This window comes from Streptomyces sp. NPDC002784, from assembly GCF_053592135.1.
On the sequence record NZ_JBSFVD010000012.1, the window covers coordinates 29,060 to 54,567 of the forward strand.

General features: G+C 72.1%; 21 protein-coding genes. 10 read left to right on the forward strand and 11 right to left on the reverse strand.

Annotation, left to right across the window (positions count from 1 at the left end):
* Positions 1-112 precede the first annotated feature (112 nt).
* Positions 113-814 (reverse strand): HAD family hydrolase, encoded by a 702-nt coding sequence (locus tag ACWD1Z_RS21270; RefSeq protein ID WP_451120724.1) that lies wholly within the window; start codon positions 812-814, stop codon positions 113-115.
* A gap of 173 nt (positions 815-987) precedes the next feature.
* Positions 988-4,503, reverse strand: coding sequence for a methionine synthase (gene metH / locus ACWD1Z_RS21275; protein ID WP_451120726.1), 3,516 nt, complete (start codon positions 4,501-4,503; stop codon positions 988-990).
* 277 nt (positions 4,504-4,780) lie between these two features.
* Between metH and ACWD1Z_RS21280 the strand changes: the two genes are divergently transcribed.
* From ACWD1Z_RS21280 to ACWD1Z_RS21305, 6 genes are all read left to right on the forward strand, one after another.
* Positions 4,781-5,545: an IclR family transcriptional regulator gene (locus tag ACWD1Z_RS21280; protein WP_451120728.1), complete on the forward strand. Its 765-nt coding sequence runs from the start codon at positions 4,781-4,783 to the stop codon at positions 5,543-5,545.
* 355 nt (positions 5,546-5,900) lie between these two features.
* Positions 5,901-6,701, forward strand: a complete 801-nt coding sequence (locus tag ACWD1Z_RS21285) for an MIP/aquaporin family protein (protein WP_451120730.1) — start codon at positions 5,901-5,903, stop codon at positions 6,699-6,701.
* A 70-nt stretch (positions 6,702-6,771) separates the two neighbouring features.
* Complete coding sequence (glpK, locus tag ACWD1Z_RS21290) at positions 6,772-8,313, forward strand: glycerol kinase GlpK (protein WP_451120732.1); 1,542 nt, start codon at positions 6,772-6,774, stop codon at positions 8,311-8,313.
* 77 nt (positions 8,314-8,390) lie between these two features.
* A complete protein-coding gene (locus ACWD1Z_RS21295) occupies positions 8,391-10,007 on the forward strand; it encodes an FAD-dependent oxidoreductase (RefSeq protein WP_451120734.1) in 1,617 nt (538 codons plus the stop codon).
* A gap of 75 nt (positions 10,008-10,082) precedes the next feature.
* Positions 10,083-10,754, forward strand: a complete 672-nt coding sequence (locus tag ACWD1Z_RS21300; protein WP_451120736.1) for a FadR/GntR family transcriptional regulator — start codon at positions 10,083-10,085, stop codon at positions 10,752-10,754.
* 142 nt (positions 10,755-10,896) lie between these two features.
* A complete protein-coding gene (locus ACWD1Z_RS21305) occupies positions 10,897-11,868 on the forward strand; it encodes a PAC2 family protein (protein WP_451120738.1) in 972 nt (323 codons plus the stop codon).
* Positions 11,869-11,923: 55 nt separating this feature from the next.
* On the opposite strand, the gene ACWD1Z_RS21310 is transcribed toward ACWD1Z_RS21305, so the two are convergent.
* The 5 genes from ACWD1Z_RS21310 to ACWD1Z_RS21330 form a co-directional block, all read right to left on the reverse strand.
* Positions 11,924-12,883 (reverse strand): SMP-30/gluconolactonase/LRE family protein, encoded by a 960-nt coding sequence (locus ACWD1Z_RS21310; RefSeq protein ID WP_451120740.1) that lies wholly within the window; start codon positions 12,881-12,883, stop codon positions 11,924-11,926.
* Positions 12,884-13,074: 191 nt separating this feature from the next.
* A complete protein-coding gene (gene mshC / locus ACWD1Z_RS21315; RefSeq protein WP_451120742.1) occupies positions 13,075-14,304 on the reverse strand; it encodes a cysteine--1-D-myo-inosityl 2-amino-2-deoxy-alpha-D-glucopyranoside ligase in 1,230 nt (409 codons plus the stop codon).
* 99 nt (positions 14,305-14,403) lie between these two features.
* Entirely contained in the window at positions 14,404-15,222 is an 819-nt protein-coding gene (locus tag ACWD1Z_RS21320; RefSeq protein WP_451120744.1) for an SCO1664 family protein, read from the reverse strand.
* The gene (locus ACWD1Z_RS21325; RefSeq protein WP_389419386.1) at positions 15,186-15,776 is read right to left on the reverse strand and encodes a DUF3090 domain-containing protein; all 591 of its coding nucleotides are present in this window, start codon (positions 15,774-15,776) and stop codon (positions 15,186-15,188) included. The genes ACWD1Z_RS21320 and ACWD1Z_RS21325 overlap by 37 nt, the downstream gene beginning before the upstream one ends.
* A gap of 79 nt (positions 15,777-15,855) precedes the next feature.
* Positions 15,856-16,542, reverse strand: coding sequence for a histidine phosphatase family protein (locus ACWD1Z_RS21330; protein WP_389419387.1), 687 nt, complete (start codon positions 16,540-16,542; stop codon positions 15,856-15,858).
* A gap of 62 nt (positions 16,543-16,604) precedes the next feature.
* On the opposite strand from ACWD1Z_RS21330, the gene ACWD1Z_RS21335 reads away from it, so the two are divergent.
* Positions 16,605-17,603, forward strand: a complete 999-nt coding sequence (locus ACWD1Z_RS21335; protein ID WP_451120746.1) for a magnesium and cobalt transport protein CorA — start codon at positions 16,605-16,607, stop codon at positions 17,601-17,603.
* 6 nt (positions 17,604-17,609) lie between these two features.
* Here the strand turns inward: ACWD1Z_RS21335 and ACWD1Z_RS21340 are convergent, their stop codons facing one another.
* Both ACWD1Z_RS21340 and ACWD1Z_RS21345 read right to left on the reverse strand, forming a co-directional pair.
* Complete coding sequence (locus tag ACWD1Z_RS21340; RefSeq protein ID WP_451120748.1) at positions 17,610-18,398, reverse strand: ferritin-like domain-containing protein; 789 nt, start codon at positions 18,396-18,398, stop codon at positions 17,610-17,612.
* Positions 18,399-18,625: 227 nt separating this feature from the next.
* Complete coding sequence (locus ACWD1Z_RS21345; protein ID WP_451120750.1) at positions 18,626-19,681, reverse strand: LLM class F420-dependent oxidoreductase; 1,056 nt, start codon at positions 19,679-19,681, stop codon at positions 18,626-18,628.
* 170 nt (positions 19,682-19,851) lie between these two features.
* On the opposite strand from ACWD1Z_RS21345, the gene ACWD1Z_RS21350 reads away from it, so the two are divergent.
* Both ACWD1Z_RS21350 and ACWD1Z_RS21355 read left to right on the forward strand, forming a co-directional pair.
* The gene (locus ACWD1Z_RS21350) at positions 19,852-20,835 is read left to right on the forward strand and encodes an aldo/keto reductase (RefSeq protein ID WP_451120752.1); all 984 of its coding nucleotides are present in this window, start codon (positions 19,852-19,854) and stop codon (positions 20,833-20,835) included.
* Positions 20,832-22,964: a helix-hairpin-helix domain-containing protein gene (locus ACWD1Z_RS21355; protein WP_451120754.1), complete on the forward strand. Its 2,133-nt coding sequence runs from the start codon at positions 20,832-20,834 to the stop codon at positions 22,962-22,964. The genes ACWD1Z_RS21350 and ACWD1Z_RS21355 overlap by 4 nt, the downstream gene beginning before the upstream one ends.
* A 532-nt stretch (positions 22,965-23,496) precedes the next feature.
* Here the strand turns inward: ACWD1Z_RS21355 and ACWD1Z_RS21360 are convergent.
* Positions 23,497-24,201: a hypothetical protein gene (locus ACWD1Z_RS21360; protein ID WP_451120756.1), complete on the reverse strand. Its 705-nt coding sequence runs from the start codon at positions 24,199-24,201 to the stop codon at positions 23,497-23,499.
* 47 nt (positions 24,202-24,248) lie between these two features.
* Between ACWD1Z_RS21360 and ACWD1Z_RS21365 the strand changes: the two genes are divergently transcribed.
* The gene (locus ACWD1Z_RS21365) at positions 24,249-24,437 is read left to right on the forward strand and encodes a DUF5703 family protein (protein ID WP_005485166.1); all 189 of its coding nucleotides are present in this window, start codon (positions 24,249-24,251) and stop codon (positions 24,435-24,437) included.
* Between the two features lie 64 nt (positions 24,438-24,501).
* Here ACWD1Z_RS21365 and ACWD1Z_RS21370 read toward each other — a convergent pair whose 3' ends face one another.
* Positions 24,502-25,329 carry a chaplin family protein gene (locus ACWD1Z_RS21370; protein WP_451120758.1) on the reverse strand — a complete coding sequence of 276 codons (828 nt, stop codon included), beginning with the start codon at positions 25,327-25,329 and terminating at the stop codon, positions 24,502-24,504.
* Positions 25,330-25,508: the final 179 nt, after the last annotated feature.

Sequence of the window (25,508 nt, forward strand, 5' to 3'; positions counted from 1 at the left end):
GGCGGAATTCGGCCATCCGGCGGGCTCGAATTCCTTGATCCGCGGGGCAGTTCGCGGGGCCCGCCGCCCCGCCGGATTTTCTTTGTATCGCGGCTGCACGCTCGGTGAACGGCTAGCGCATTTCCGTCATCAGGCCGCGCAGAAAAGCCAGGTCCACCTCTTCCAGCGAGCCGACGACGGTCCGCCGGGGGGCCGGGGTGATGGTGGCGACCGAGGGCACCACCACGACCTGGCAGCCGGCCGCCTCCGCCGCCGCGACACCGGTCGCGGTGTCCTCGACGACCGCGCATCTGGCCGGATCCACGCCGAGTCTGGCCGCGGCGGTCAGATAGGGGTCGGGGTGCGGCTTGGTGCGCGGCACCTCGTCGCCGGCCACCGTCAGCGCGAAGTACTGCGGGCCGAGCGAGGTCAGGACGCGGTCGATGATGCGCCGGTGCGAGGCGGAGACCAGGGCGGTGGGGATCTCGTGCGCTGCCAGTTCGGCCAGCAGCCGGGTGGCGCCCGGCATCAGCGGCAGGGAGCGTCCGATGCGCTCCTCGAAGCCCTGGTTGAGGAGCACCGTGAGTTCGGCGAGGGTGATGTCGGCACCGGTGGCCTCGATCAGGAATCCCGCGCTGCGGCTCATGGGACCGCCGACCACGACATGGCGCCAGGAGTCGTCGAGGGTGTGCCCGAGACCGGCGAAGACCTCGGCCTCGACGTCCCACCAGAACCCCTCGGTGTCCACGAGGGTGCCGTCCATGTCGAGGAGTACGGCCTGGAGGGCGGAGCCTTCCGCCGTACGGGTTACTGGCGCGGGGACCGTGCTGGTCATCCGGGCGCACCTCCTTGAGGGACGATCAGGCCGGTTCCCGCACGGGGAACCGGCCTGCAGTGGACCGACCAGTGTACGTCGTGTGTCGCTGCGACGCCCTGTTTAACCGAGGTGGCCCAAGGCACACCGGAGCCGCGGTCGAGGGCGCCTCACGTGCCGGGGGGCGGCGGGCGTCAGCGCGCGTTGAAGTACTTCGCCTCCGGGTGGTGGATGACGATGGCGTCCGTGGACTGCTCGGGGTGCAGCTGGAACTCCTCGGAGAGGTGCACGCCGATGCGCTCGGGCCGGAGCAGGTCGGCGATCTTCGCGCGGTCCTCCAGGTCGGGGCAGGCGCCGTAGCCGAGCGAGAAGCGGGCGCCCCGGTACTTCAGGGCGAACATGTCCTCGATGTCGCTGGGGTCCTCGCCGGAGAAGCCCAGCTCGGAGCGGACGCGCGCGTGCCAGTACTCGGCCAGGGCCTCGGCCAACTGCACGGACAGGCCGTGCAGTTCGAGGTAGTCGCGGTAGGAGTCGGACTCGAAGAGCCGGGCCGTCTCCTCCCCGATGCGGGAGCCGACGGTGACGACCTGGAGGCCGACGACATCGGTCTGTCCCGACTCCTCCGGGCGGAAGAAGTCGGCCAGGCACAGCCGGCGGCCCCGGCGCTGGCGGGGGAAGGTGAAGCGGGTCCGCTCGTTGCCCTGGTAGTCCAGGATGATCAGGTCGTCGTCCTTGGACACACAGGGGAAGTAGCCGTAGACGACGGCCGCTTCGAGGAGGTTCTCGGTCTGGAGCCGGTCCAGCAGACCGCGCAGCCGGGGGCGGCCCTCGGTCTCGACGAGCTCCTCGTAGGTCGGGCCGTCGCCGGTGCGGGCCTGCTTCAGGCCCCACTGCCCCTTGAACAGCGCGCCCTCGTCCAGCCAGGAGGCGTACTCCTTGAGCTGGATGCCCTTGATGACGCGGGTGTCCCAGAAGGGCGGCGTGGGCACGGGGTTGTCGGTGGCGACGTCGGAGCGGACGTGCCCCTCCTCCGGGCGCTCCTCGACCACCGGCTGGGCGGTGGCCCTGACCCGGCGCTGCTTGAGCTCGGGCAGCTTCGCGCCGGGCACGCCGCGCTTGACGCCGATCAGGGCGTCCATCAGGCGCAGCCCCTCGAACGCGTCGCGGGCGTAGCGGACTTCGCCCTCGTAGATCTCGTGCAGGTCCTGCTCGACGTAGGCCCGGGTGAGGGCGGCGCCGCCGAGGATGACGGGGTAGTCCGCCGCCATGCCGCGCTGGTTGAGCTCCTCCAGGTTCTCCTTCATGATCACCGTGGACTTGACCAGCAGGCCGGACATGCCGATGACGTCGGCCTTGTGCTCCTCGGCGGCGTCCAGGATCGCGGAGACGGGCTGCTTGATGCCGAGGTTGACGACGTTGTAGCCGTTGTTGGACAGGATGATGTCGACGAGGTTCTTGCCGATGTCGTGCACGTCGCCGCGGACGGTGGCCAGCACGATGGTGCCCTTGCCCTCGGCGTCGGACTTCTCCATGTGCGGTTCGAGATGGGCGACGGCGGCCTTCATGACCTCGGCGGACTGGAGCACGAAGGGCAGCTGCATCTGGCCGGAGCCGAAGAGCTCGCCGACCACCTTCATGCCGTCCAGCAGGATCTCGTTGACGATGTCGAGGGCCTTGCGGGTCTGCAGCGCCTCGTCGAGGTCGGCCTCCAGGCCGTTGCGCTCGCCGTCGATGATGCGGCGCTTGAGGCGCTCCTCCAGCGGCAGCGCGGCCAGCTCCTCGGCCCGGCCGGCCTTGAGGGACTTGGTGGTGGCGCCCTCGAACAGGGCCATCAGCTTCTGGAGCGGGTCGTAGCCCTCGGCGCGGCGGTCGTGGATCAGGTCGAGGGCCGTCTGCACCTCCTCCTCGGTGAACCGGGCGATCGGGAGGATCTTCGAGGCGTGCACGATCGCCGAGTCCAGGCCCGCCTTGACGCACTCGTCGAGGAAGACGGAGTTGAGCAGGACGCGGGCGGCCGGGTTCAGGCCGAAGGAGATGTTCGACAGGCCCAGCGTGGTCTGCACGTCGGGGTGGCGGCGCTTGAGCTCGCGGATCGCCTCGATGGTGGCGATGCCGTCCTTGCGGGACTCCTCCTGGCCGGTGCAGATGGTGAAGGTCAGGGTGTCGATGAGGATGTCCGACTCGTGGATGCCCCAGTTCCCGGTCAGGTCGCCGATGAGCCGCTCGGCGATCTCGACCTTCTTCTCCGGGGTGCGGGCCTGGCCCTCCTCGTCGATGGTCAGCGCGATCAGCGCGGCGCCGTGCTCGCGGGCGAGCTGGGTGACCTTCGCGAACCGGGACTCGGGGCCGTCGCCGTCCTCGTAGTTGACGGAGTTGATGACGGCGCGCCCGCCGAGCTTCTCCAGGCCGGCCCGGATGACGTCGACCTCGGTGGAGTCCAGCACGATCGGCAGCGTGGAGGCGGTGGCGAAACGGCCCGCCAGCTCCTTCATGTCGGCGACGCCGTCCCGGCCGACGTAGTCCACGCACAGGTCGAGCATGTGCGCGCCCTCGCGGATCTGCTCGCGGGCGATCTCCACGCAGTCGTCCCAGCGGGCGTCGAGCATGGCCTCGCGGAACTTCTTGGAGCCGTTGGCGTTCGTCCGCTCGCCGATCGCGAGGTAGGAGGTGTCCTGCCGGAACGGGACGGTCTGGTAGAGGGAGGCGGCGCCCGGCTCGGGGCGCGGGTCGCGCTCGCCGGGGGTGAGGGTGCGGGCCCGCTCGACGACCTGGCGCAGATGCTCGGGGGTGGTGCCGCAGCAGCCGCCGATGAGGCTGAGGCCGTAGTCGCGGACGAAGTTCTCCTGGGCGTCCGCCAGGCCCTCGGGGCCGAGCGGGAAGTGCGCGCCGTCCTTGGTGAGGATCGGCAGGCCCGCGTTCGGCATGCACAGCAGCGGGATGCGGGAGTGCCGGGTGAGGTAGCGCAGGTGCTCGCTCATCTCGGCGGGGCCGGTGGAGCAGTTCAGGCCGATCATGTCGATGCCGAGCGGCTCCAGCGCGGTGAGCGCGGCGCCGATCTCGGAGCCGAGCAGCATGGTGCCGGTGGTCTCGAAGGCCATGGAGGCCAGCAGGGGCACCTCGACGCCGGTCGCCTCCATGGCGCGGCGGGCGCCCAGCACGGACGCCTTGGTCTGCAGGAGATCCTGGGTGGTCTCCACGATCAGGGCGTCGGCGCCGCCGGCCAGCAGGCCCTCGGCGTTCGCCTGGTAGCCGTCGCGGATCGTGGTGTAGCCGACGTGGCCGAGGGTGGGCAGCTTGGTGCCGGGGCCGATGGAACCGAGCACCCAGCGGGTACGGCCGTCGCGGGCGGCGTACTCGTCGGCCACCTCGCGGGCGATGCGGGCACCGGCCTCGGACAGCTCGTGGACGCGGTCGGCGATCTCGTACTCCGCCGCCGCCGTGTGGTTGGCCCCGAAGGTGTTCGTCTCGACGCAGTCGACGCCCACCGCGAAGTACGCGTCGTGGACGGAGCGGACGATGTCGGGCCGGGTCAGGTTCAGGATCTCGTTGCAGCCCTCGAGGTTCTCGAAGTCCTCGAGCGTGGGGTCCTGATCCTGGAGCATGGTGCCCATGGCTCCGTCGGCGACCACCACCCGGGTGGCGAGGGCCTCGCGGAGGGCGGACACACGGGTCCGGCTGTCGGCGGAAGGGGTCTGTGGCGACGAGGCCATGAAAGGGCTCCCTGAGGTGCGACGGCTGTCGGCTTTGCGCCCTTGCGGTCTGCTCCGCGGTGGACGCACGCCGCCAGGGTAGCCGGGACCGGGACCTGATGGTCAGGGCGTCCACGGGACGGACGAGGATGACGGACGGGCCGCCCGCGGGATACGAGTGACACGACAGATCGCTGCGGACCATTGGCGGTTGGTCGGCATGGACCGGTAGTGTTCGGCATTGCCGAACAACGGCGTCGTCGAGGTCGGCGATCGAGGGGACGGAGGCAGGACGGCGATGGCACGGAACATCCAGTCGCTCGAACGGGCGGCGGCGATGCTGCGGCTCCTCGCGGGCGGCGAGCGCCGGCTCGGCCTGTCGGACATCGCCTCCTCCCTGGGGCTCGCCAAGGGCACCGCGCACGGCATCCTGCGCACCCTCCAGCAGGAGGGGTTCGTCGAGCAGGACGACGCCTCCGGGCGCTACCAGCTGGGCGCGGAGCTGCTGCGCCTGGGCACCACCTACCTGGACGTGCACGAGCTGCGGGCGCGGGCCCTGGTGTGGACCGACGACCTGGCCCGCTCCAGCGGGGAGAGCGTCTACCTGGGCGTCCTGCACCAGCAGGGCGTGCTGATCGTGCACCACGTCTTCCGGCCCGACGACAGCCGGCAGGTGCTGGAGATCGGGGCCATGCAGCCCCTGCACTCCACGGCGCTGGGCAAGGTGCTGTCGGCGTACGACCCGGTCGCGCACAGCGAGGCGCTGGAGGCCGACCGCAAGGCGTTCACCGACCGGACCGTGTGCGACCTGGAGAGCTTCGAGCGCCTCCTCGACACCACACGCGCGCGCGGGTACGCGGCCGACGTCGAGGAGACCTGGGAGGGCGTGGCCTCGCTGGCCGCCCCCATCCACGACCGGCGGCGGATGCCGGTCGGCGCGGTCGGCATCACGGGCGCCGTGGAGCGGCTGTGCCAGGACGGCGAGGTACGCCCCGAGGTGATCGCCGCGGTACGGGACTGTGCCCGCGCGGTGTCGCGGGATCTGGGCGCCGGGCGCTTCTGACATCCCCTGACATCCCCTGACATCCTCCGCAGGATCACCGGAGCGCCGTCGGCGTTCCGGTCTTCGGCCTACCCTGAGACGGACAAATGGGGATGTTCGCGTCAACCTCCCCTCCGTGCATCGATAGCCCAGGGCGATCAATAACGATCGTGCTTTCGATAACAGAACCCTTGACTCACGCGTGAAGCCGGAGCAAGACTCCCGTCCATCGGTCGGCATTGTCGAACACCTACCGGCAATACGCGCTAGAGTGTGGCAACGCCAAGGGCCGGTACAGCTCTCATCCCCGAGGGCGCGAACCACCGGTGGGACCCGGGGTTCGGCTTCCCCTGGACGAAGGACAAAGGAGTCGCGGGTGTCCAGCTCCGACATCTTCATCGGCGAGACCATCGGTACCGCCATACTCATCCTGCTCGGCGGCGGTGTCTGTGCCGCTGTCACGCTGAAGGCCTCCAAGGCCCGTAACGCCGGCTGGCTCGCCATCGCCTTCGGGTGGGGCTTCGCGGTCCTCACGGCGGTCTACATCTCGGCGCCCCTGTCCGGCGCCCACCTGAACCCGGCCGTGACCCTCGGGCTCGCGATCAAGGACGACGGCATCGAGTGGAGCGACGTCCCGACCTACTTCGGCGGACAGCTGCTCGGCGCCATGATCGGTGCGGCCCTGGTCTGGGTCGCCTACTACGGCCAGTTCCTCGCCCACCTGACCGACAAGGAGATCGTCGGCGGTCCCGGCGCCGAGACGAGCACCGCCAAGGCGGTCGAGGCCCGGGAGAAGGGCGCGGGTCCGGTGCTCGGCGTCTTCTCCACCGGTCCGGAGATCCGGGTCGCCTGGCAGAACGTGGCCACCGAGATCATCGGCACCGCGGTGCTGCTCCTCGCGGTCCTCACGCAGGGCCTGAACGCCGCCGGCGACGGTCTCGGCGCCCTGGGCGGTCTGATCACCGCGCTCGTGGTGGTCTCGATAGGTCTGTCCCTGGGCGGTCCGACGGGTTACGCGATCAACCCGGCCCGTGACCTCGGCCCGCGCATCGTGCACGCCCTGCTGCCGCTGCCCAACAAGGGGGGCTCCGACTGGGGCTACGCCTGGGTCCCGGTGGTCGGCCCGCTGATCGGCGCGGCCGTCGCCGCGGGCATCTACAACGTCGCTTTCGTCTGAAGCTCACACGGACGCCCGAAGCACAGGTAGACACGTCCCCTTGAAACCACGGACCCTCCAGGAGCACACAGTGACCGACGCCCACACCGCCGGCCCCTTCATCGCCGCCATCGACCAGGGCACCACCTCCTCCCGCTGCATCGTCTTCGACCGCGACGGCCGTATCGTCTCCGTCGACCAGAAGGAGCACGAGCAGATCTTCCCGAAGCCGGGCTGGGTCGAGCACAACGCCACCGAGATCTGGACCAACGTCCAGGAGGTCGTCGCCGGAGCCATCGCCAAGGCCGGCATCACCCGCGACGACATCAAGGCCATCGGCATCACCAACCAGCGCGAGACCACCGTGCTGTGGGACCGGAAGACCGGCGAGCCCGTCCACAACGCCCTCGTCTGGCAGGACACCCGCACCGACTCGCTCTGCAAGGAACTCGGCCGCAACGTCGGCCAGGACCGCTTCCGCCGGGAGACCGGCCTGCCGCTCGCGTCCTACTTCTCCGGCCCGAAGGCCCGCTGGCTGCTCGACAACGTCGAGGGCCTGCGGGAGCGCGCCGAGGCCGGGGACATCCTCTTCGGCACCATGGACAGCTGGGTCATCTGGAACCTGACCGGCGGGGTCGACGGCGGCAAGCACGTCACCGACGTCACCAACGCCTCCCGCACCATGCTGATGAACCTGCACACCATGAAGTGGGACGAGAAGATCGCCGAGTCCATCGGCGTCCCGCTGACGATCCTGCCGGAGATCCGCTCCTCCGCCGAGGTCTACGGCGAGGTCACCGGCGGCAAGCTGGGCGACCTGCTCGGCGGCATCCCGGTCGCCTCGGCGCTCGGCGACCAGCAGGCGGCCCTGTTCGGCCAGACCTGCTTCTCCGAGGGCGAGACCAAGTCCACCTACGGCACCGGCACCTTCATGGTGATGAACACCGGTGACAAGATCATCAACTCCTACGCGGGCCTGCTGACCACGGTCGGCTACAAGATCGGCGACCAGCCGACGGTCTACGCGCTGGAGGGCTCGATCGCCGTCACCGGCTCGCTGGTGCAGTGGATGCGCGACCAGATGGGCCTGATCTCCACCGCGGCCGAGATCGAGACGCTCGCGCTCTCCGTCGAGGACAACGGCGGCGCCTACTTCGTGCCGGCCTTCTCCGGCCTGTTCGCCCCGCACTGGCGCTCCGACGCCCGCGGTGTGATCGCCGGCCTGACCCGGTACGTCACCAAGGCGCACCTCGCGCGCGCCGTCCTGGAGGCGACCGCCTGGCAGACCCGGGAGATCGCCGACGCCATGGTCAAGGACTCCGGCGACGAGCTGGTGACCCTGAAGGTCGACGGCGGCATGACCTCCAACAACCTCCTGATGCAGACGCTCTCGGACGTCCTGGACGCGCCGGTGGTGCGCCCGATGGTCGCCGAGACCACCTGCCTCGGCGCCGCCTACGCCGCCGGCCTCGCCGTCGGCTTCTGGTCCAGCACCGACGAACTGCGCGCCAACTGGCGCCGGGCCGCCGAGTGGACCCCCCACATGGACGCGGAGACCCGCGACCGCGAGTACAAGAACTGGCTCAAGGCCGTCGAACGGACCATGGGCTGGATCGACGACGACGACAGCTGACCGGAGCGCGCGGGGAGCTCGGCAGCGAGCTCCCCGGGAGCTTCGCCGCACGCTCTGACGAGGAGTAAGAACCCGAAATGACCAGTCAGTCCACCCTCCAGTCCGTGCCTGCCCTCGGCACGCGCCCGGCCTCCGGCTCGAACCCGAGCCGGGCCGAGACCCGGGAGCAGCTCTCCAAGGCGTCGTACGACCTTCTCGTGATCGGCGGCGGCATCCTGGGCATCTCCACCGCCTGGCACGCCGCGCAGTCCGGTCTGAGGGTGGCCCTGGTCGACGCCGGCGACTTCGCCGGCGCCACCTCCTCCGCCTCCTCCAAGCTCCTGCACGGCGGTCTGCGCTATCTGCAGACCGGCGCGGTGAAGCTGGTGGCGGAGAACCACTTCGAGCGCCGTGCGGTCTCCCGCCAGGTGGCCCCCCATCTGGCGAACCCGCTCACCTTCTACCTCCCCGTGTACAAGGGCGGGCCGCACGGCGCGGCGAAGCTCGGCGCGGGCGTCTTCGCCTACTCCGCCCTCTCCGCGTTCGGTGACGGCGTCGGCCACCTGCTCTCCCCGGCCAAGGCCGCGCAGGACGTGCCCGAGCTGCGCACCGACAACCTCAAGGCCGTGGCCGTGTACGGCGACGACCAGATGAACGACGCCCGGATGGCGTTGATGACGGTCCGCGCGGCCGTCGAGGCGGGCGCCGCCGTCCTGAACCACGCCGAGGTCACCGGCCTGCGCTTCACCCGCGGCCGGGTCACCGGCGCCGAGCTGCGCGACCGGGTGTCGGGCGACGAGTTCGGCGTCAACGCCCGCCTGGTACTGAACGCCACCGGTCCCTGGGTGGACCACCTGCGCACGATGGAGGACCCCAATGCCGCGCCGTCGATCCGTCTGTCGAAGGGCGCGCACCTGGTCCTGAAGCGGACCTCGCCCTGGAAGGCGGCGCTGGCCACCCCGATCGACAAGTACCGCATCACCTTCGCCCTGCCGTGGGAGGACATGCTCCTGCTCGGCACCACGGACGAGGAGTTCGAGGGCGACCCGGCGGACGTCTCGGTCACCGAGAAGGACATAGCCCAGATCCTGGACGAGGCCGCCTTCTCCATCCGCGACCAGCAGCTGTCCCGGGATCTGATCACCTACTCCTTCGCCGGTCTGCGGGTGCTGCCGGGCGGACCCGGCGACACCGCGAAGGCCAAGCGCGAGACGGTCGTCACCGAGGGCCGCGGCGGCATGCTGTCGGTCGCCGGCGGCAAGTGGACGACCTTCCGCCACATCGGCCGCACGATCATGAAGAAGCTGGAGGCGCTGCCGGGCCACCCGCTGGGTGACGACTTCGAGCCGATCAGCACGCTGCCGAAGAAGATCCCGCTGCCCGGTGTCGCCAACCCGCGCGCGGTCGCGCACCGCCTCCTGGTGGACGGTCCCGCGCCGGGCCCGCGCATGGGCGCCGACACCGCCCGGCACCTGGCCACCCACTACGGTTCGCTGGCCTTCGACATCGCCCGGCTGGCCAACGACGACCCCGAGCTCGCCGAGCGCGTCCACCCCGACGCCCCGGAGATCTGGGCCCAGGTCGTCTACGCCCGCGACCACGAGTGGGCGGAGACCGCGGACGACGTCCTGCGCCGCCGCACCACGCTGACGATCCGCGGACTGGCCTCGGACGACGTGCGGGCGAAGGTCCAGGACCTGCTCGACAAGAAGTAGCACGCGGCGGGCGCCGGTGGCGTTCCTCCATAATGTGCTCAGACATCGGATGTCTGAGCACATTTGGAGGCCGTCATGGCAGTCACCGACGAGGCGATCGAGAAGATCAAGGGCATGATCGTCTCCGGTGCGCTGCGCCCCGGCGACCGGCTCCCCAAGGAGAGCGAACTCGCCGCCGGACTGGGCCTGTCCCGCAACTCCCTGCGCGAGGCGGTGCGCGCCCTGTCGCTGATCCGGATCCTGGACGTGCGGCAGGGCGACGGCACGTATGTGACCAGCCTCGATCCGCAACTGCTGCTGGAGGCCATGAGTTTCGTCGTCGACTTCCACCGCGACGACACCGTGCTGGAGTTCCTGGCCGTCCGGCGCATCCTGGAGCCGGCCGCGACGGCCATGGCGGCGGCCCGCATCAGCGAGCGGCAACTGGACGACCTGGCCGAGCAGTTGGACGGGCTCGGCACCTCTCCCTCGGTGGAGGAACTCGTCGCCTGCGATCTGGAGTTCCACCGGGCGATCGTGCGGACCTCCGGCAACTCGGTGCTGTGCTCCCTGCTCGACGGGCTGTCGGGGCCCACCACACGCGCCCGGATCTGGCGGGGTCTGACCCAGCAGGACGCGGTCGGCCGCACCCTGTACGAGCACCGGGCGATCCTCACCGCCCTGCGCGACCGGGACGCGGAGGCCGCCCGCTCGTGGGCGACGGTGCACATCGCGAGCGTGGAACAGTGGCTGCGCTCCGCCCTGTGAGGACCACCGGACGAGGGGTGTTCCGGGGTGGCGATCGGGGCAGTGATCCGTTCACTCCCCCGTGCAAGGGGGCTGCGGGCGCCCCCGCCGCACGCCGTAAGGTTGGGTCGTCAGGCGAGGGCACGTCGGAAGGAGGCACTGGGTGATCGAGCTCGAGGGGGTTCCCGAGCTGATCGACCCGGTCATGGTGGCCGCGTTCGAGGGCTGGAACGACGCCGGCGACGCCGCCTCCACCGCGGTCGCGCATCTGGACAGGGAGTGGAAGGGCGAGGTGTTCGCGGCGCTGGACGCCGAGGACTACTACGACTTCCAGGTCAACCGCCCCACGGTGTGGATGGACGCGGGCGTACGGAAGATCACCTGGCCCACGACACGGCTGTCAGTGGTCCGGGTCGGCGGCGAGAAGCCGCGGGATCTGGTGCTCGTCCGGGGCATCGAGCCGTCCATGCGGTGGCGGTCGTTCTGCAACGAACTGCTGGCCTTCGCGCACGAACTGGGCGTGGAGCTGGTGGTCATCCTGGGCGCCCTGCTCGGCGACACCCCGCACACACGTCCGGTCCCGATCAGCGGGACCACCTCGGACCCGGACCTGGCCCGCCGGATGGACCTGGAGGAGACCAAGTACGAGGGCCCCACGGGCATCGTCGGCGTCCTTCAGGAGGCGTGCACGCACGCGGGCGTGCCGGCCGTCAGCCTCTGGGCGGCCGTACCGCACTACGTGTCGCAGCCGCCCAACCCGAAGGCGACCCTGGCGCTGCTGAACCGGCTCGAGGACCTGATCGACGTGCGCATCCCGCTGGGCGAACTGCCGGAGGACGCGCGTGCCTGGCAGGTGGGCGTGGACCAGCTGGCCGCCGAGGACACCGAGGTCGCCGAGTACGTGCAGACGCTGGAGGAGGCCCGGGACACCGCGGAGCTGCCGGAGGCGTCGGGCGAGGCCATCGCCCGCGAGTTCGAGCGGTATCTGCGGCGCCGGGACGGCGGCCCGGCGGCCGGCGGACACGCCACGGACGGCGGGGACGGCACCTACCTGCGGGACAACCCCAGCGGTCGCACCCGCCCGCCGAAGCCGCCCAAGCCGGGGCCCGAGGACGACGAGTCGTCGGAGGACTGAGGCCGTGCCAGTAAGGGGATGAGGGCGGTGCGCACCGGCGCACCGCCCTCATCCGTCACCTCGGCACGGAGACCACGGAGTACGCCGTGGTGGGCGTCGGCGTGGTGGTGAACCGCGCGTTGGGCAGGTAGAGCCGCCCCCGGTACGCGGCCACCGTCGTCGGCACGTCGAAGGCGGGGTCGGTGATCCGGCGCCGGAAGACACCGCTGCGGCCGTCGGCGGCCAGCGTGAAGACGTCGATGGCGTTCTGCCGGTTCTGCACGACGTACAGCGTCCGCCCGGTCAGCAGCAGTCCGTCGCCGTTGGTGAGCGGTGCCGCGTCGCCGAGGTCGACGCGTTCGGTGACGCCGGTGCGCGGATCGACCCGGTGCAGGGCGCCGACCCCGGACTGCACCACGAGCAGCGCCGAGCCGTCCGGGGTGCGGGTGATGCCGTTGGCGTTGACGACCTCGCCGGGCACCTGGCGCCAGGCGCCGCCGAGGGGGATCCGCACGACCTCGTCCGCGCCCGGCAGTTCGCCGTGCCGGCCGAGCGGGAGGGCGTACAGGGCCGGCTGGTAGGAGTCGGTGAACCAGGCCGCGCGCCGGGTCAGGAACACGTCGTTGGCGAAGGTCGGGGTGGTGGTGCCGAGGACGTACGAGGCGAGGATCTCGCCGCTGCGGGCGTCCACCACCCGGGCGCCCTGGCCGCGGCCGGCGACGAACAGCCGTCCCCGGTCGTCGAGTTTGAGCCCGACCGAGGGTGTGCCGGGGCCGGGCGAGACGATCGAGCCGGATCCGGTGCGCAGATCGGCGCGGTAGAGGGAGCCGTCGCCGAGGGAGCCGAGGTAGGCGTACGGCCCGCCGCCGATCGTGATGCCCTCCGGACGGAAGCCGTCGGGCAGCGGGATGACGGTGGGCCCGGCGGCGGCCCGGGCGGGGGCGCCGACGAGTGCGGCGCCGGTCGCCGCCGCGCCGGCGGTCAGCAGTCCGCGGCGGGTGAGGTGACGTGCGAAGGAACCGTGAGTGGGAGCCACGGGGAGCCCTTCCGCGAGGGGGACCGGCGGGTGGCCGGTCCAGCGGTCAACTGTCGCTCCACCCCACCACACGGGCCGCCCGCATCACAGGTCCCGACAGTCCTTCGACAGCGTCTCGACAGCATCCGGCCGCGGTGCCGGACCCGGCGGAGGGCGCTTCCCGGCCACGGCGAAGCGCCCTCGCGCGCGTGCTACAGCGCGACCCCGAGCAGCGCGTCCACGGCACGGGAGACGACACCGGGGGCGCCCTCGTCCGTGCCGCCCCGCTCCTCCTGGAGCGCCGCCCAGCGGTCGACCGCGGCGAGCGCGGCCGGGGCGTCCAGGTCGTTCGCGAGGGCCGCGCGGATCTCCTCGACGAGCGCCTCGGCGGGCGGGCCGTCGGGCCGGGACACCGCGGCGCGCCAGCGGCCGAGGCGGGCGACGGCGTCCTGGAGGACCTGGTCGGTCCACTCCCAGTCGGCCCGGTAGTGGTGGTCGAGGAGGGCGAGCCGGATGGCGACCGGGTCGACGCCCTCCCGGCGCAGCGTGGAGACGAAGACCAGGTTGCCCTTGGACTTGGACATCTTCTCGCCGTGCAGGGCGACCATGCCGGCGTGCACATACGCCGTGGCCATGGGGAACTCGCCGGTCAGCACCTGGGCGTGCGAGGCGCCCATCTCGTGGTGCGGGAAGGCGAGGTCGGAGCCGCCGCCCTGGACGTCGAAGCCCATGCCCAGGTGGTCCAGGGCGATGGCCACGCACTCGATGTGCCAGCCGGGGCGGCCCCGGCCGAGCGAGGCGCCGTCCCAGTTGGGCTCGCCCGGACGGGCGGCCATCCACAGCATCGGGTCGAGCGGGTTCTTCTTGCCCGGGCGGTCCGGGTCGCCGCCGCGCTCGGCGGACAGCAGCCGCATGGCGTCCGCGTCGAGGTGCGAGACCTTGCCGAAGTTCGGGTCGGCCTCGACGGAGAAGTAGACGTCGCCGTCCAGTTCGTAGGCGGCGCCCGCGTCGCGCAGCCGCTCGACGAGCGGGACGATGCCGGGTATCGCCTCGACGGCGCCGATGTACTGGCGCGGGGGCAGCATGCGCAGGGCGGTCATGTCCTCGCGGAAGAGGGCGGTCTCCTTCTCGGCGAGGGCCACCCAGTCGATGCCGTCCCGCTCGGCCCGCTCCAGCAGCGGATCGTCGACATCGGTGACGTTCTGGACGTAATGGACCTGCCGCTTGGTGTCGAGCCACACGCGCTGCACGAGGTCGAACGCGTTGTAGGTCGCCGCGTGCCCCAGGTGGGTCGCGTCGTACGGGGTGATGCCGCAGACGTAGAGACGGGCGACGGGACCGGGCTCGAGGGTGACGAGTCCACCGGTCGCGGTGTCGTGGATCCGGAGGTCGCGGCCCGTGCCGGGCAGGGCGGGGACCTCAGAAGCGGGCCAGGCATACATGTCATGAGCGTAACCGGACCGGCGTTCCATATACGAACCGGACCGGGCCGGATGGCCGGTAAGGCGCTCTTGCGCGTGACCGGCCCGTGTGCCGTACGGCTATACCGGCGACCAGGGGATCGCGGGCCACTCCCCGCTCGGCTCGGGGTGGGTGCCGGAGGTGAGCATCGCCTCGACCCGCGCTCGGGTGGCGTCGATCTCCGCCGATGTGATCAGGGAGGTGAGCGTGGCGGTCAGGGGACCGTCGGGGCCCAGCGCCGCCTGCAGGCCCTTGAGCACCTCCACCGCCTCCCCGGTCAGCGCCTCCCCCGCCCAGCCCCACAGCAGGGTCCGCAGCTTGTTCTCGGCGTGGAAGGTGACCCCGTGGTCGATGCCGTACAGCCGCTCCTCGGCGGCCGGCAGCAGATGGCCGCCCTTGCGGTCGGCGTTGTTGATCACGGCGTCCAGGACGGCGAGCCGCCGCAGCCGTTCGTCGTCGGCGTGCACGAGCAGCGCGGTCCGCCCCTCACCGACCTCGGCGAACCCGATGGCCTTCCAGCCCTCCTCCGGCTCCTCCCGGTCCACCAGCGCGAGCAGTTCGGGACCGGGCACGACGTCGATCCACAGCTGGCACATGCCCTCACCGTAGGGACCGTCGCGCAGCACGGTGGGCGGTACGAGCCCCCAGCCGGTCGCCTCGGAGACCGCGTACGCTGCGACCTCCCGCTCGGCGAGGGTGCCGTCGGGGAAGTCCCACAGCGGGCGCTCGCCGGAGACCGGCTTGTAGACGCAGGACGCCTCCCGGCCCTCGTGGGCGACCGTGCAGAACAGGGCGGCGTTGGATGCCTCGCGGATGCGGCCGCGGACGGTCAGCTCACCCTCGGTGAGCAGCTCCAGCGGGGTCACGCTCCGCGGCGGTATCCGTTCTGGCGCGGACATACGTGTCCCTCCGGGTCCAGGGGCAGGCTGCACAGCGGGCACGGCGGCCGCCCGGCGTTGACGACGTCCAGGGCGCGCTTGGCGAAGGCCCGGGCCTGCACGCCGGTGAGCCGGACCCGCAGCATCGGGGGGCCGTTCTCCTCGTCCTGGAGCAGCCGCTCCTCGGCCTCGGCGAGGTCCTCCTCGGACTCGGCCTCCAGCTCGACCAGCGCCTGCGCCTCGACGATCATGCGCTGTTCGTCGCCGTCCCAGGCCAGCGCCATGGTGCCGACCCGGAACTCCTCCTCGATCGGGGTCTGCAGAGGTTCGGTGTCGGCGACCTCGGTGGGGGCTACGGCCGGTACCGCGGCGCTGCCGCCACTGCGCCGTACGACCTCGTCGAGCAGTTCGTCCATGCGCTCGGCGAGCGCCGCCACCTGCGTCTTCTCCAGGGCCACGCTGGTCACCCGAGAGCCGGCGGTGGCCTGGAGGAAGAACGTACGGCGTCCGGGCAGTCCGACCGTGCCGGCCACGAAACGCTCCGGCGGGTCGTAGAGGAACACCTGACGGGACACGTCCTGTCTCCATGGGAATCGTGATCGGACTCGTGATCGGGCCGCTGCCGCGACCGCTTCACCCTACTGCGCCCGACGATCACGGTGCGCCCGCACCGCCCCCGACGGGAGCGTCGCCGGCCGGCGGTTCCTCGCGCGGCGCCAGGGACGCGAAGTCACCGGTGTCACCGAGGCGCAGGAGAAACGGCCTGAGCCGGGTGTAACGGATCGCCGTGATGGAACACGGTTCGACAGCAATCCGCTGGAAGAGGTCGAGATGAAGTCCGAGCGCGTCCGCGACAAGAGATTTGATGATGTCGCCGTGGGAGCACATCAGGTACACGGCGTCGGCGCCGTGCTCGCGCTCCACGCGCGCGTTCCACTCCCGTACGGCCTCGGCGGCCCGCGCCTGCATGGCCCGCATCGACTCACCGCCCGGGAAGGCGGCCGCCGACGGGTGCGCCTGGACGACGTCCATCAGCGGCTCGTCCTTGAGCTCGGCGAGCTTGCGGCCCGACCAGTCGCCGTAATGGCACTCCCCGATCCGTTCCTCGGTGTGCGCGCGCAGTCCCGGCCGGGCGTCGAGGAGCGGCCGGACCGTCTCCTCGCAGCGCTGCAGGGGGCTGGTGACCACCTCGGAGATCGGCAGCTCGGCGAGGCGCCCGGGCAGGGCGGCGGCCTGCGCGGCGCCGCGTTCGTCGAGGGCGACGCCGGGCGTCCAGCCGGCGAGCAGTCCCTCGGTGTTGGCGGTGGAACGTCCGTGCCGGACCAGGATCAGCGTGGGCATGCGGCCCAGGGTAGGCGCACCACGAGGTGTGCCGAGGAAGAGTGGACAGGAGAATACGCACTGTGATCGTCGACTGCGCCATCTACCGCGAAGGGCGGCGGGCGGACGGCCCCGAGGACCTCTCCGACGCGCTCGCCGAGGCACGCTCCGTCGGCGGCTTCGTCTGGATCGGCCTGCACGCTCCCTCCGAGGAGGAGTTCGACCTGGTCACCGAGGAGTTCGCGCTGCACCCGCTGGCCGTCGAGGACGCCCTCAAGGCCCACCAGCGCCCCAAGCTGGAGGTCTACGACGACTCACTGTTCCTGGTCCTCAAGCCGGTCGTCTACGAGCCGCAGAGCGACACCGTGTCCTCCGGCGAGATCATGGTCTTCCTCGGCGACGGCTTCGTGGTGACGGTCCGTCATGGCGACGGTGCCCCGCTGAAGACCGTACGGCGTCGGCTGGAGGAGGAGCCGACGCTGCTCGGCAAGGGGCCCACGGCGGTGCTCTACGCCGTCGCGGACGCGGTCGTGGACCACTACCTGGAGGTCGCGACCGAGCTCCAGACCGACCTGGAGGAGCTGGAGGCGGAGGTCTTCTCCCCGCTGGACGGCGGCTCCCGGCACACCGCGTCCCGGATCTACACCTTCAAGCGGCAGATCCTGGAGTTCCGCCGGGCGACCGGACCGCTGGCGCCGCCGCTCGGGCGGCTGTCCGGGACGAGCGGCGGGCCCGGCGGGTCGGTGCCGTTCGTGGACGACCGGGCGCGGCCGTTCTTCCGGGACGTCAATGACCACCTCACGCGGGTGAACGAGTCGGTGGAGGGCCTGGACCGGCTGGTGTCGGACATCCTCTCGGCGCATCTGGCGCAGATGAGCGTCCGGCAGAACGACGACATGCGGAAGATCTCCGCGTGGGCGGCCATGGCCGCGATCCCCACGATGATCGCGGGGGTCTACGGCATGAACTTCGAGCACATGCCCGAGTTGCGCTGGGCGTGGTCGTACCCGGCCGTGGTCGCGCTCATGGCCGCCCTGGAGGTCATGCTCTACCGGATGTTCAAGAGCAGGGGGTGGTTGTAGCCGCCGTCAGGCGAGCTCCGGTGCGGAGGCCGCGGGGCCGCCGAGCGCGTCCCGCCGCCGGGGCGTCTTCAGGGAGACCATGCGCCGCCAGCCCGCGGCCCGCTCCCAGGCGTACACGGCGTGGATGCCGGCGGTGAGGACCGCCGACTTCGCGCGCGACCAGCCGAGGATGCGTCCCATGTGGGCCATCACGGCGAGGCTGACGTCCCGGTAGATCCAGATCTCCGCCAGCGCGCACTCCCGGAGGGTCCGCTGGATGGCGCGGCCGTGACCGGCGTGCGCGAGACGCAGCAGTTCCTCGTGGCAGTAGGCGAGGTGGTTCTCCTCGTCGGCGGAGATCATCTTCACCGCGCGGCCGATGTCGGGGTGGTCCGCGAAGTGCTTGTGCAGCAGGTCCATCTGTTCCGAGGCGCGCTGTTCGGTGACCCTGCTGTGGGCGAGGTAGATGACGATGTCCCGCACCGTCAGGCGCTCCTCGCCCTTGAGCTTCTCGTGGGCCAGGCCGATGCCGTACTTCTCCAGGAGCAGCGTGTAGTCGGTCTCGTGCGGGACCGGAACGGGTTCGAGGCCGCGCTTCTTCATCAGGGCGTTGAAGATCCGCCCGTGCTTGTCCTCGTCGGCGCCATGGCGAGCGATCTTGGGGGCGAGTGCGCGCTCGCCGTCCGGGACGAGCGCGGCGATGCGGGCGTTCTCCCAGCCACCCTGGGACTCCCCGCTCGCGGCGATGGAGCAGAAAAGGGCGAAGGACTCGTCGTTGTCGATGATCTCCTGGAACAGGCTCTTGGCCGAAAGCATCGTGAGCACCTCTCTGCGTGCCTCCGCGGAACTCGCGAAGGACGAGTCAAGTGCGGCGGGACGGGCGCTGCAACGGTTGTGTCGGACAACTCCGCCGAAAGGAGGACGCCCGGAGTCACGACGGAGGCGTAACCGCACGGCTCCGGGCGCGTTGTTCCGCGTGACGGCCGTGGCGGGGAAGACCCCCGAGCCCCCACCACGGCCGCGGAACTTCCCCGGCCGCCGCCTCACGCGAGGCCGGCGCGCTCCAGGGCCTCGGTGCCGGCCCGCAGCGAGGCGAGACGCTCGTCCAGGGTGAAGCCGGCGGGAGCGAGCGTGAGGGTGGTGACACCGGCCGCCGCGTAGGCCGTCATCCGGTCCGCGATCCGGTCGACCGAGCCCAGCAGGGTCGTCTTGTCGATGAGGTCGTGCGGTACGGCGGCCGCGGCGCCCTGCTTGTCGCCGGACAGGTACTTGTCCTGGATCTCGGCGGCTTCCTTCTCGTAACCCATGCGCTGGGCGAGCTGGTTGTAGAAGTTCTGCTTGCGGCTGCCCATGCCGCCGACGTACAGGGCGGTGTAGGGGCGGAAGGTGTCGGCGAGGACCGTGACGTCCTTGTCGTCGCCCACGGCGAGCGGCAGGGTCGGGCAGACGTCGAAGCCGTCGAGCGTCAGGCCCGCCTTCTCGCGGCCCGCGCGCAGGTGCCGCATCGCGGTGTCCTCCAGGTGCTCGGCGGAGGGGAAGATCAGCAGCGCGCCGTCGGCGATCTCGCCGGTCTGCTCGAGGTTCTTCGGGCCGATGGCGGCGATGTACAGCGGGATGTGCTCCCGGGTGGGGTGCACGGTGAGCTTGATGGGCTTGCCGGGGCCGCCGGGCAGCGGCAGCGTCCAGTGCTCGCCCTCGTGGCTGAGGCGTTCGCGGCTCATCGCCTTGCGGACGATCTCGACGTACTCACGGGTGCGGGAGAGCGGCTTGTCGAACTTGACGCCGTACCAGCCCTCGGAGACCTGCGGTCCGGAGACGCCGAGGCCGAGGCGGAAGCGGCCGCCGGACAGGGAGTCGAGGGTGGCGGCGGTCATGGCGGTCATCGCCGGCTGGCGGGCCGGGATCTGGAAGATGGCCGAACCGACGTCGATGCGCTCGGTCTTGGCGGCGACCCAGCTGAGCACGGTGGCGGCGTCGGAGCCGTAGGCCTCGGCGGCCCAGCAGACGGCGTAGCCGAGCCGGTCGGCCTCCTGGGCGACGGCGAGGTTGTCCCCGTCCATTCCGGCACCCCAGTAACCGAGGTTGATCCCGAGCTGCATGGCCGATTCCCCTTACTGATCAGTAACGTCCTTGTTGCCGAGACCTTAGCGCGGTGGAGGGCAAGGCGGGGAGGGTGCGGGGCGCGCCGCGGACCCGCACGTCGTGGACGGGAGAACTGGTTATCCACAGGCACCCACGGGGCAGGTTCCGGCCAGTAATCTCGGCGTCCATGGAGCAGAGGCATCTCGGCCGCACCGGCCTTCGTGTGTCCCGTATCGGACTCGGCACCCTCACCTGGGGCAGGGACACCGACGACCATGACGCCGCGGACCTCTTGAAGACGTTCTGGGAGGCCGGCGGCACCCTCGTCGACACGGCGGACGTGTACGGCGACGGAGAGGCCGAGTATCTGCTCGGACAGCTCATAGAAGGGCTCGTGCCGCGCCGGGACCTGGTGATCTCGACCAAGGCGGGCAGCGTGCCCGACCCGGACCGCCGGTTCGACGGCTCCCGGGGGCATCTGCTCTCCGCCCTGGACGCCTCGCTCGCCCGGCTCGGCACGGACTACGTCGACCTGTGGCACGTCCACGCCTACGACCCGGGCACCCCGCTGGAGGAGACCCTCCAGGCCCTCGACATCGCGGTCAGCAGCGGGCGTGCCCGGTATGCCGGCGTCTCCAACTTCTGCGGCTGGCAGCTCGCCAAGGCCGCGACCTGGCAGCTGGCCGCGCCGGGCATCCGGACCCGGCTGGCCAGTACGCAGCTGGAGTACTCGCTGCTCCAGCGGGGCGTGGAGCGCGAGGTGCTGCCCGCGGCGCTCGACCTCGGCGTCGGGATGCTGCCCTCCTCCCCGCTCGGCCGCGGGGTGCTCACCGGCAAGTACCGGGACGCCACGCCGCCCGACTCCCGGGGCGCATCGGAGCACTTGGCGCCGTTCGTCGCGCCGTACCTCGACGACACGGCGAGCCGGATCGTGGACGCCGTGCGGACGGCGGCGGACGGGCTCGCGGTGACCCCGCTGCAGGTCGCCCTCGCCTGGGTGCGGGACCGGCCGGCGGTGGCCGCGCCCATCGTCGGCGCGCGCAACGCGCAGCAGCTCACGGCGGCATTGTCAGTGGAGGCCCTTAGTCTTCCTGACGAGATCTGCCGGGCGCTCGACGATGTGTCGGCGCCCGTGCACCGCTATCCCGATCACGACTGGAGCACGCTGTGAGCACGGAGCCCGAGACCACGGGGGACGCCGAACCGGGGACGCCGGCCGCGGAGCCCGCGCCGGAGGAGGCCGCCGCAGGCGACGCCGCCCCGGCCGCCGAGGGCGCCGACGGCGCCGAGGGTGCGGCTCAGTTGTCGGCGGCCGAGGCCGAGTTGGCCGCGCAGCGGCTGGAGCGGGAGCGGATCGCGCGGCGCAAGGCCGAGAAGGCGGCGCCCATCGAGGCCGGGGCCAAGCTCAGCGGGACGGCCGCGGATCTGCTGGCCGCCGTACGGGCCGTGGAGAGCGGGGCCAAGCCCGCGGCGACCGTGTTCGCCGAGCCCGAGCCGCCGCGGCGGCCCGCCCCGGAGCCGGTGCGGCGGGCCCAGCCCGTGCCCGCCGAGGCGCCCGTGGTGGCGCCGCCCGAGGCCGTGGAGGGCGTACGGCTGGTGCTGGCCGAGGGCGGTGCCCCGGCCGCGCTCGCGGCGCCGGTCGCCGCCGTCCTCGGTGAGGGCGCGCCCGACCGGTTGCGGGCGGATCCCTGGCAGTTGCTGCGAGTCGCCGGGGTGCGGCCGGAGCAGGCAGACGGGTTCGCGCGGGCGCTGCTGGGCGCCGGGTGCGGTCCGGACGACGAGCGGCGGGGGCGGGCGCTGACCGTCTGGCTGCTGGAGCAGGCGGCGCTGGCGGGGCATACGGCACTGGAGATGCCGACGCTGACCGCCGCGCTGGCCCGGCAGGGGGTGCCCGACCCGGACGCCGCGGTGCAGAGCAGCCTCGCGGAGGGCGAGGCACTGGCCTTCCAGGACGGCCTCGACGAGGAACCGGCGGCCGAGGAGGGCGAGGAGGGCGACCAGGACCAGGAGCGGCCCGTCCGGGTCCTGGTCGGTCTCGAGCGGTACGCCCTGGCCGAGGAGAGCCTCGCCGACGGTCTGGGCCGCCTGATCAACTCCGTGCCCAAGCAGGACGGTTCCGCGGGCGCCTGGGAGGATGCCGCCGCCGCTGCCGGTGGTTCCGCGGGCGAGCTGATCCGGGCGGTCGCCGGGCACGCGCTGGTCCTGCACACCGGTGGTGCGGCCTCGCTGGCCGAGCCCGCGGCGCTGGTGCGCGCGGCGCGCGGCATGGGGCTGCGCGCCTGGGCGGCGGCCCACGGTCCGCTGGGCCGGGACCGGTTCGCGGCGCTGCTGGAGGAGAGCGCGGGCGTCACCACCGTGGCGGGGCTGCTCTCCGGGGCCGAGGGGCCGGGCCGGGACCCGGAGGGGGCGCTGGATCTCGATCTGCTGGTCGTGCTCGACGCGCCTCAGCTGGACGTGGAGACGGGCGCGCTGGTCGCCGAGTCGCTGCCGGACGGGGCCCGGCTGGTGCTGGCCGGGGATCCCGGGGTGCTGTGGTCCGTGGGGCCCGGGCGGGTGTTCGCGGATCTGCTCGCCGCGCGGGTGTGCCCGCAGATCGCCTCGCGGCGGCCGGACCCCGGGCCGCTCGGCGAGCTGGTCTCGGGCATCGGCGTCGGTGAGCTGACCCAGGTCGAGGCGCCCGGCAAGGAGGTCGTGATCGTGCCGGTGCGGGACGCCGGGGAGGCCGTGCACCGGACCGTGCAGCTCGTCGCGGACTCGGTGCCGCGCGCGATCGGCGTCCCCGCCGAGGACACCCAGGTGATCACGCCGGGTCATGGCGGCGCGGTCGGCACCCGTGCGCTCAACGCCGCGCTCAAGGAGCGGCTCAACCCCGGCCCCGGCCGGTTCGGCGGCTTCGACCCCGGCGACCGGATCGCCTACTCCCCCGCGCCCGGACGGACCCTCACGGGCCGGGTGGTGACGGCCGACGCCGAGGGGCTGCACCTGTCCTGCACGGGCGAGGACGTCGTCGTGCCCAAGGAGCGGGTGGAGCAGTCCGTGCGGCACGGCTGGGCGCTCACCGCGCATCAGGCGGCGGGCGGACGGTGGCCGGCCGTCGTGGCGGTGCTGCCCGGAGACGCGGCCGGGGCGCTCAGCCGGCCCTGGGTGTACACGGCGTTCGGCCGGGCGGAGCGGCATCTGTCCGTGGTGCACGGCGTGGAGCAGGCCCTGGCCCGTGCCGTGGCGGAGGTCCCGGCCAAGCCCCGGACGACCCGGCTGACGGAGCTGCTGGCACCGCAGGTGCCGACCGAGGGCCGGTAGCGGCACCCGCGACCACCGCGCGGGCCCCAGGCCAGGGGAACAGGCCCCGACCGCGGGCCGCACCCCACCACCGCGCGAGCCCGCGGCGCAGCGCCACGGGCTGCCGACCGGGAGCAGCGCGAGGCCCACGCCCACCGCCAGGCCCGGCAGGCAGCCTGCGCGTCGAGACGGTGACCGGACCCGGCGACAGCACCACAGCACACGAAACACGAGGCCCACGCCCACCGCCAAGGCCCCGGCGGGCAGCCTGCGCGTCGAGACGGTGGCCGGACCCGGCGACAGCACCGCGGCACACGAAACACGAGGCCCACGCCCACCGCCAGGCCCCGGCAGGCAGCCTGCGCGTCGAGACGGTGGCCGAACCCGGCGACAGCACCGCAGCACACGAAACACGAGGCCCACGCCCACCGCCAAGGCCCCGGCAGGCAGCTTGCGCGTCGAGACGGTGGCCGGACCCGGCGGCAGCGGCGCGGCGCGCGAAGGGCGGCGGTCCGCTCCGGCCGCCGCCCTTCGTGCCGTACAGGACCCTCGCTCAGCGTTCCGCGTCGAGCGGCTCCAGGTCCTCGTCCTCGTCCACCAGCTCCGCGTCGAGGACGTCGTCCGGCTCGTCGTCCGGGTCCTCGACGTCGAGATCGTCGTCGAACACCGCGCTGACGTCGAAGCGGCAGACCGCCTTGTGCGGATCGACGTGCTCGAACGGGGCCTCCAGCCACTCGCCGGGGTCGGCCGGCTCGTCGGCGGCGGTCACCCACAGCGTGGAGTCGCCCTCCTCCAGGCCGAACTCCTTGTGCCGGGAGGCGATCTCGTCGGGTTCGAACTCGCCGAAGAGAAGGCCCAGCGCCCCGTGGACGGTGCCGGAGGCCCCGGAGCCCGTGCCCTCGTCGTAGTCCGCGGCCTCGATCCGCTGTGCCTGTGCCAGCAGCCGCTGCGGCTCCACCACGGCGTAGTCGCGGCGGATCAGCACGCTCAGCGCGTTCGGCTCCTCGGGGCCGGCGTAGGGCGGCAGTGCGTCCTCGGTGCCGGGGATCTCGAAGGGCGTGACCTCGTCGTATCGGTCGTAGAGCAGCTCGTCGTACGCCTCTGCGGCCGTGGCCAGGTGGTTGAACGCCTCGTAGACGGCCGGGTCGTCCTCGCCCGACCTGCGTTCGACCGCGGCGAGATGGCGGTCGAGCGCGGTCTTGACCGCCTCGGCGGCGGCGCGTACCTCGGCAGCGGTGGGCTGCGCAGCATCAGACATAGTGCAGACGCTATCCGTACCGGGGCCCAGCCCGCACAATAGATGCGATGCCGGAATACGAATTTGTCGACGTGTACGTACCGCGCGGGGTTTCCCGCAAGGACGCCACACGTCTGCTGACGGACCATGCAGAGTACGGACACTGGGAGTTGGACCGCCTGAGCCTGCTGCGCGACGGAAGCCGCAGGGTGCGGCTGCGCCGCAGGATCATCCGCCAGGTGCGCGCCACATGGTGAGAGCGGACGGAGACGGAGCGGGCCCCGCCGGGACGGTGGGGCCCGCTCCGTCGTGCGTAGCGTCTCAGGCCGAGGCCCGCGCCTTGCGGTAGAGCACCGCGCCCGCCAGCAGCGCGCCCGCGCCCACGGGCAGGGCGAGCCCCAGCGGCAGCTCGCTGCCGGTGGCGGCCAGCGAGGCGAGGCCCCCGGGCTCGGTGACGGACCCGGCTCCCGGCAGGTCGGCCCGCGGGGTCAGCCCACGCGAGGCGGACGGGGTGTCCGGGTTGTCCGGGGTTCCGCGGTTATCGGTACCGCCCGGGCTGTTCGGACTGCCGGGCTGGTTTCCGGAGTTGCCGGGGTGCTCGGGGCTCCCGGGGTTCCCCGGGTTCTCCGGCCCGCCCGGATGCCCCGGCCGCTCCGGCGTGCCCGGCGGGTTCCCGTGCCCGCCCCCCGGCGGGTTGTGCCCACCGCCGCCGTTCGCGCAGTGGTTGCCCGTGGTGCCGTTGCCGACCCCGATGACGTCGATGCTGTTGCCGCAGACGTTGACCGGCGCGTACACCGGCACCTCGACGTGGTTGCCCGATGCCACACCGGGCGAATCGGCGGTGTGACCGCCGGAGTGCGCGCCCCCGGAGCCGCCCCGGTCGCCGTAGCCCCCGCGTGTGCCGCCCCCCTTGTTGACGCAGGTGTTGCCGGCCGCCGGGTTGAGCACCCCGACGACGTCGACCGTGTTTCCGCAGGCGTTGACCGGTGCGTGCACCGGCGCCTGGACCGTGTTGCCGGACAGCACTCCGGGCGAGCGCGCGGCGGAGCCGCTCGCGCCCGAGTCGGCCTGCGCGGCCCCTCCCGCGGCGGCGATCACACCGGTCGCGGCGGCCACGGTCATCAGCCCTTTGCGGGTGACCTGTCGCATGCTGAATTCCCTGCCTTCCCCCTCGTGACCCATACGAACATGACCCACACGAACATGACCCACACGAACTCATGAACCGCACGAACTCTTAACCCGCACGAATTCAAGCAAAGACCGGTCGGTCCCGGAGCGCATGGCACGCGCTCCGGGACCGACGGTGTCGTACGGAACCTCAGTAA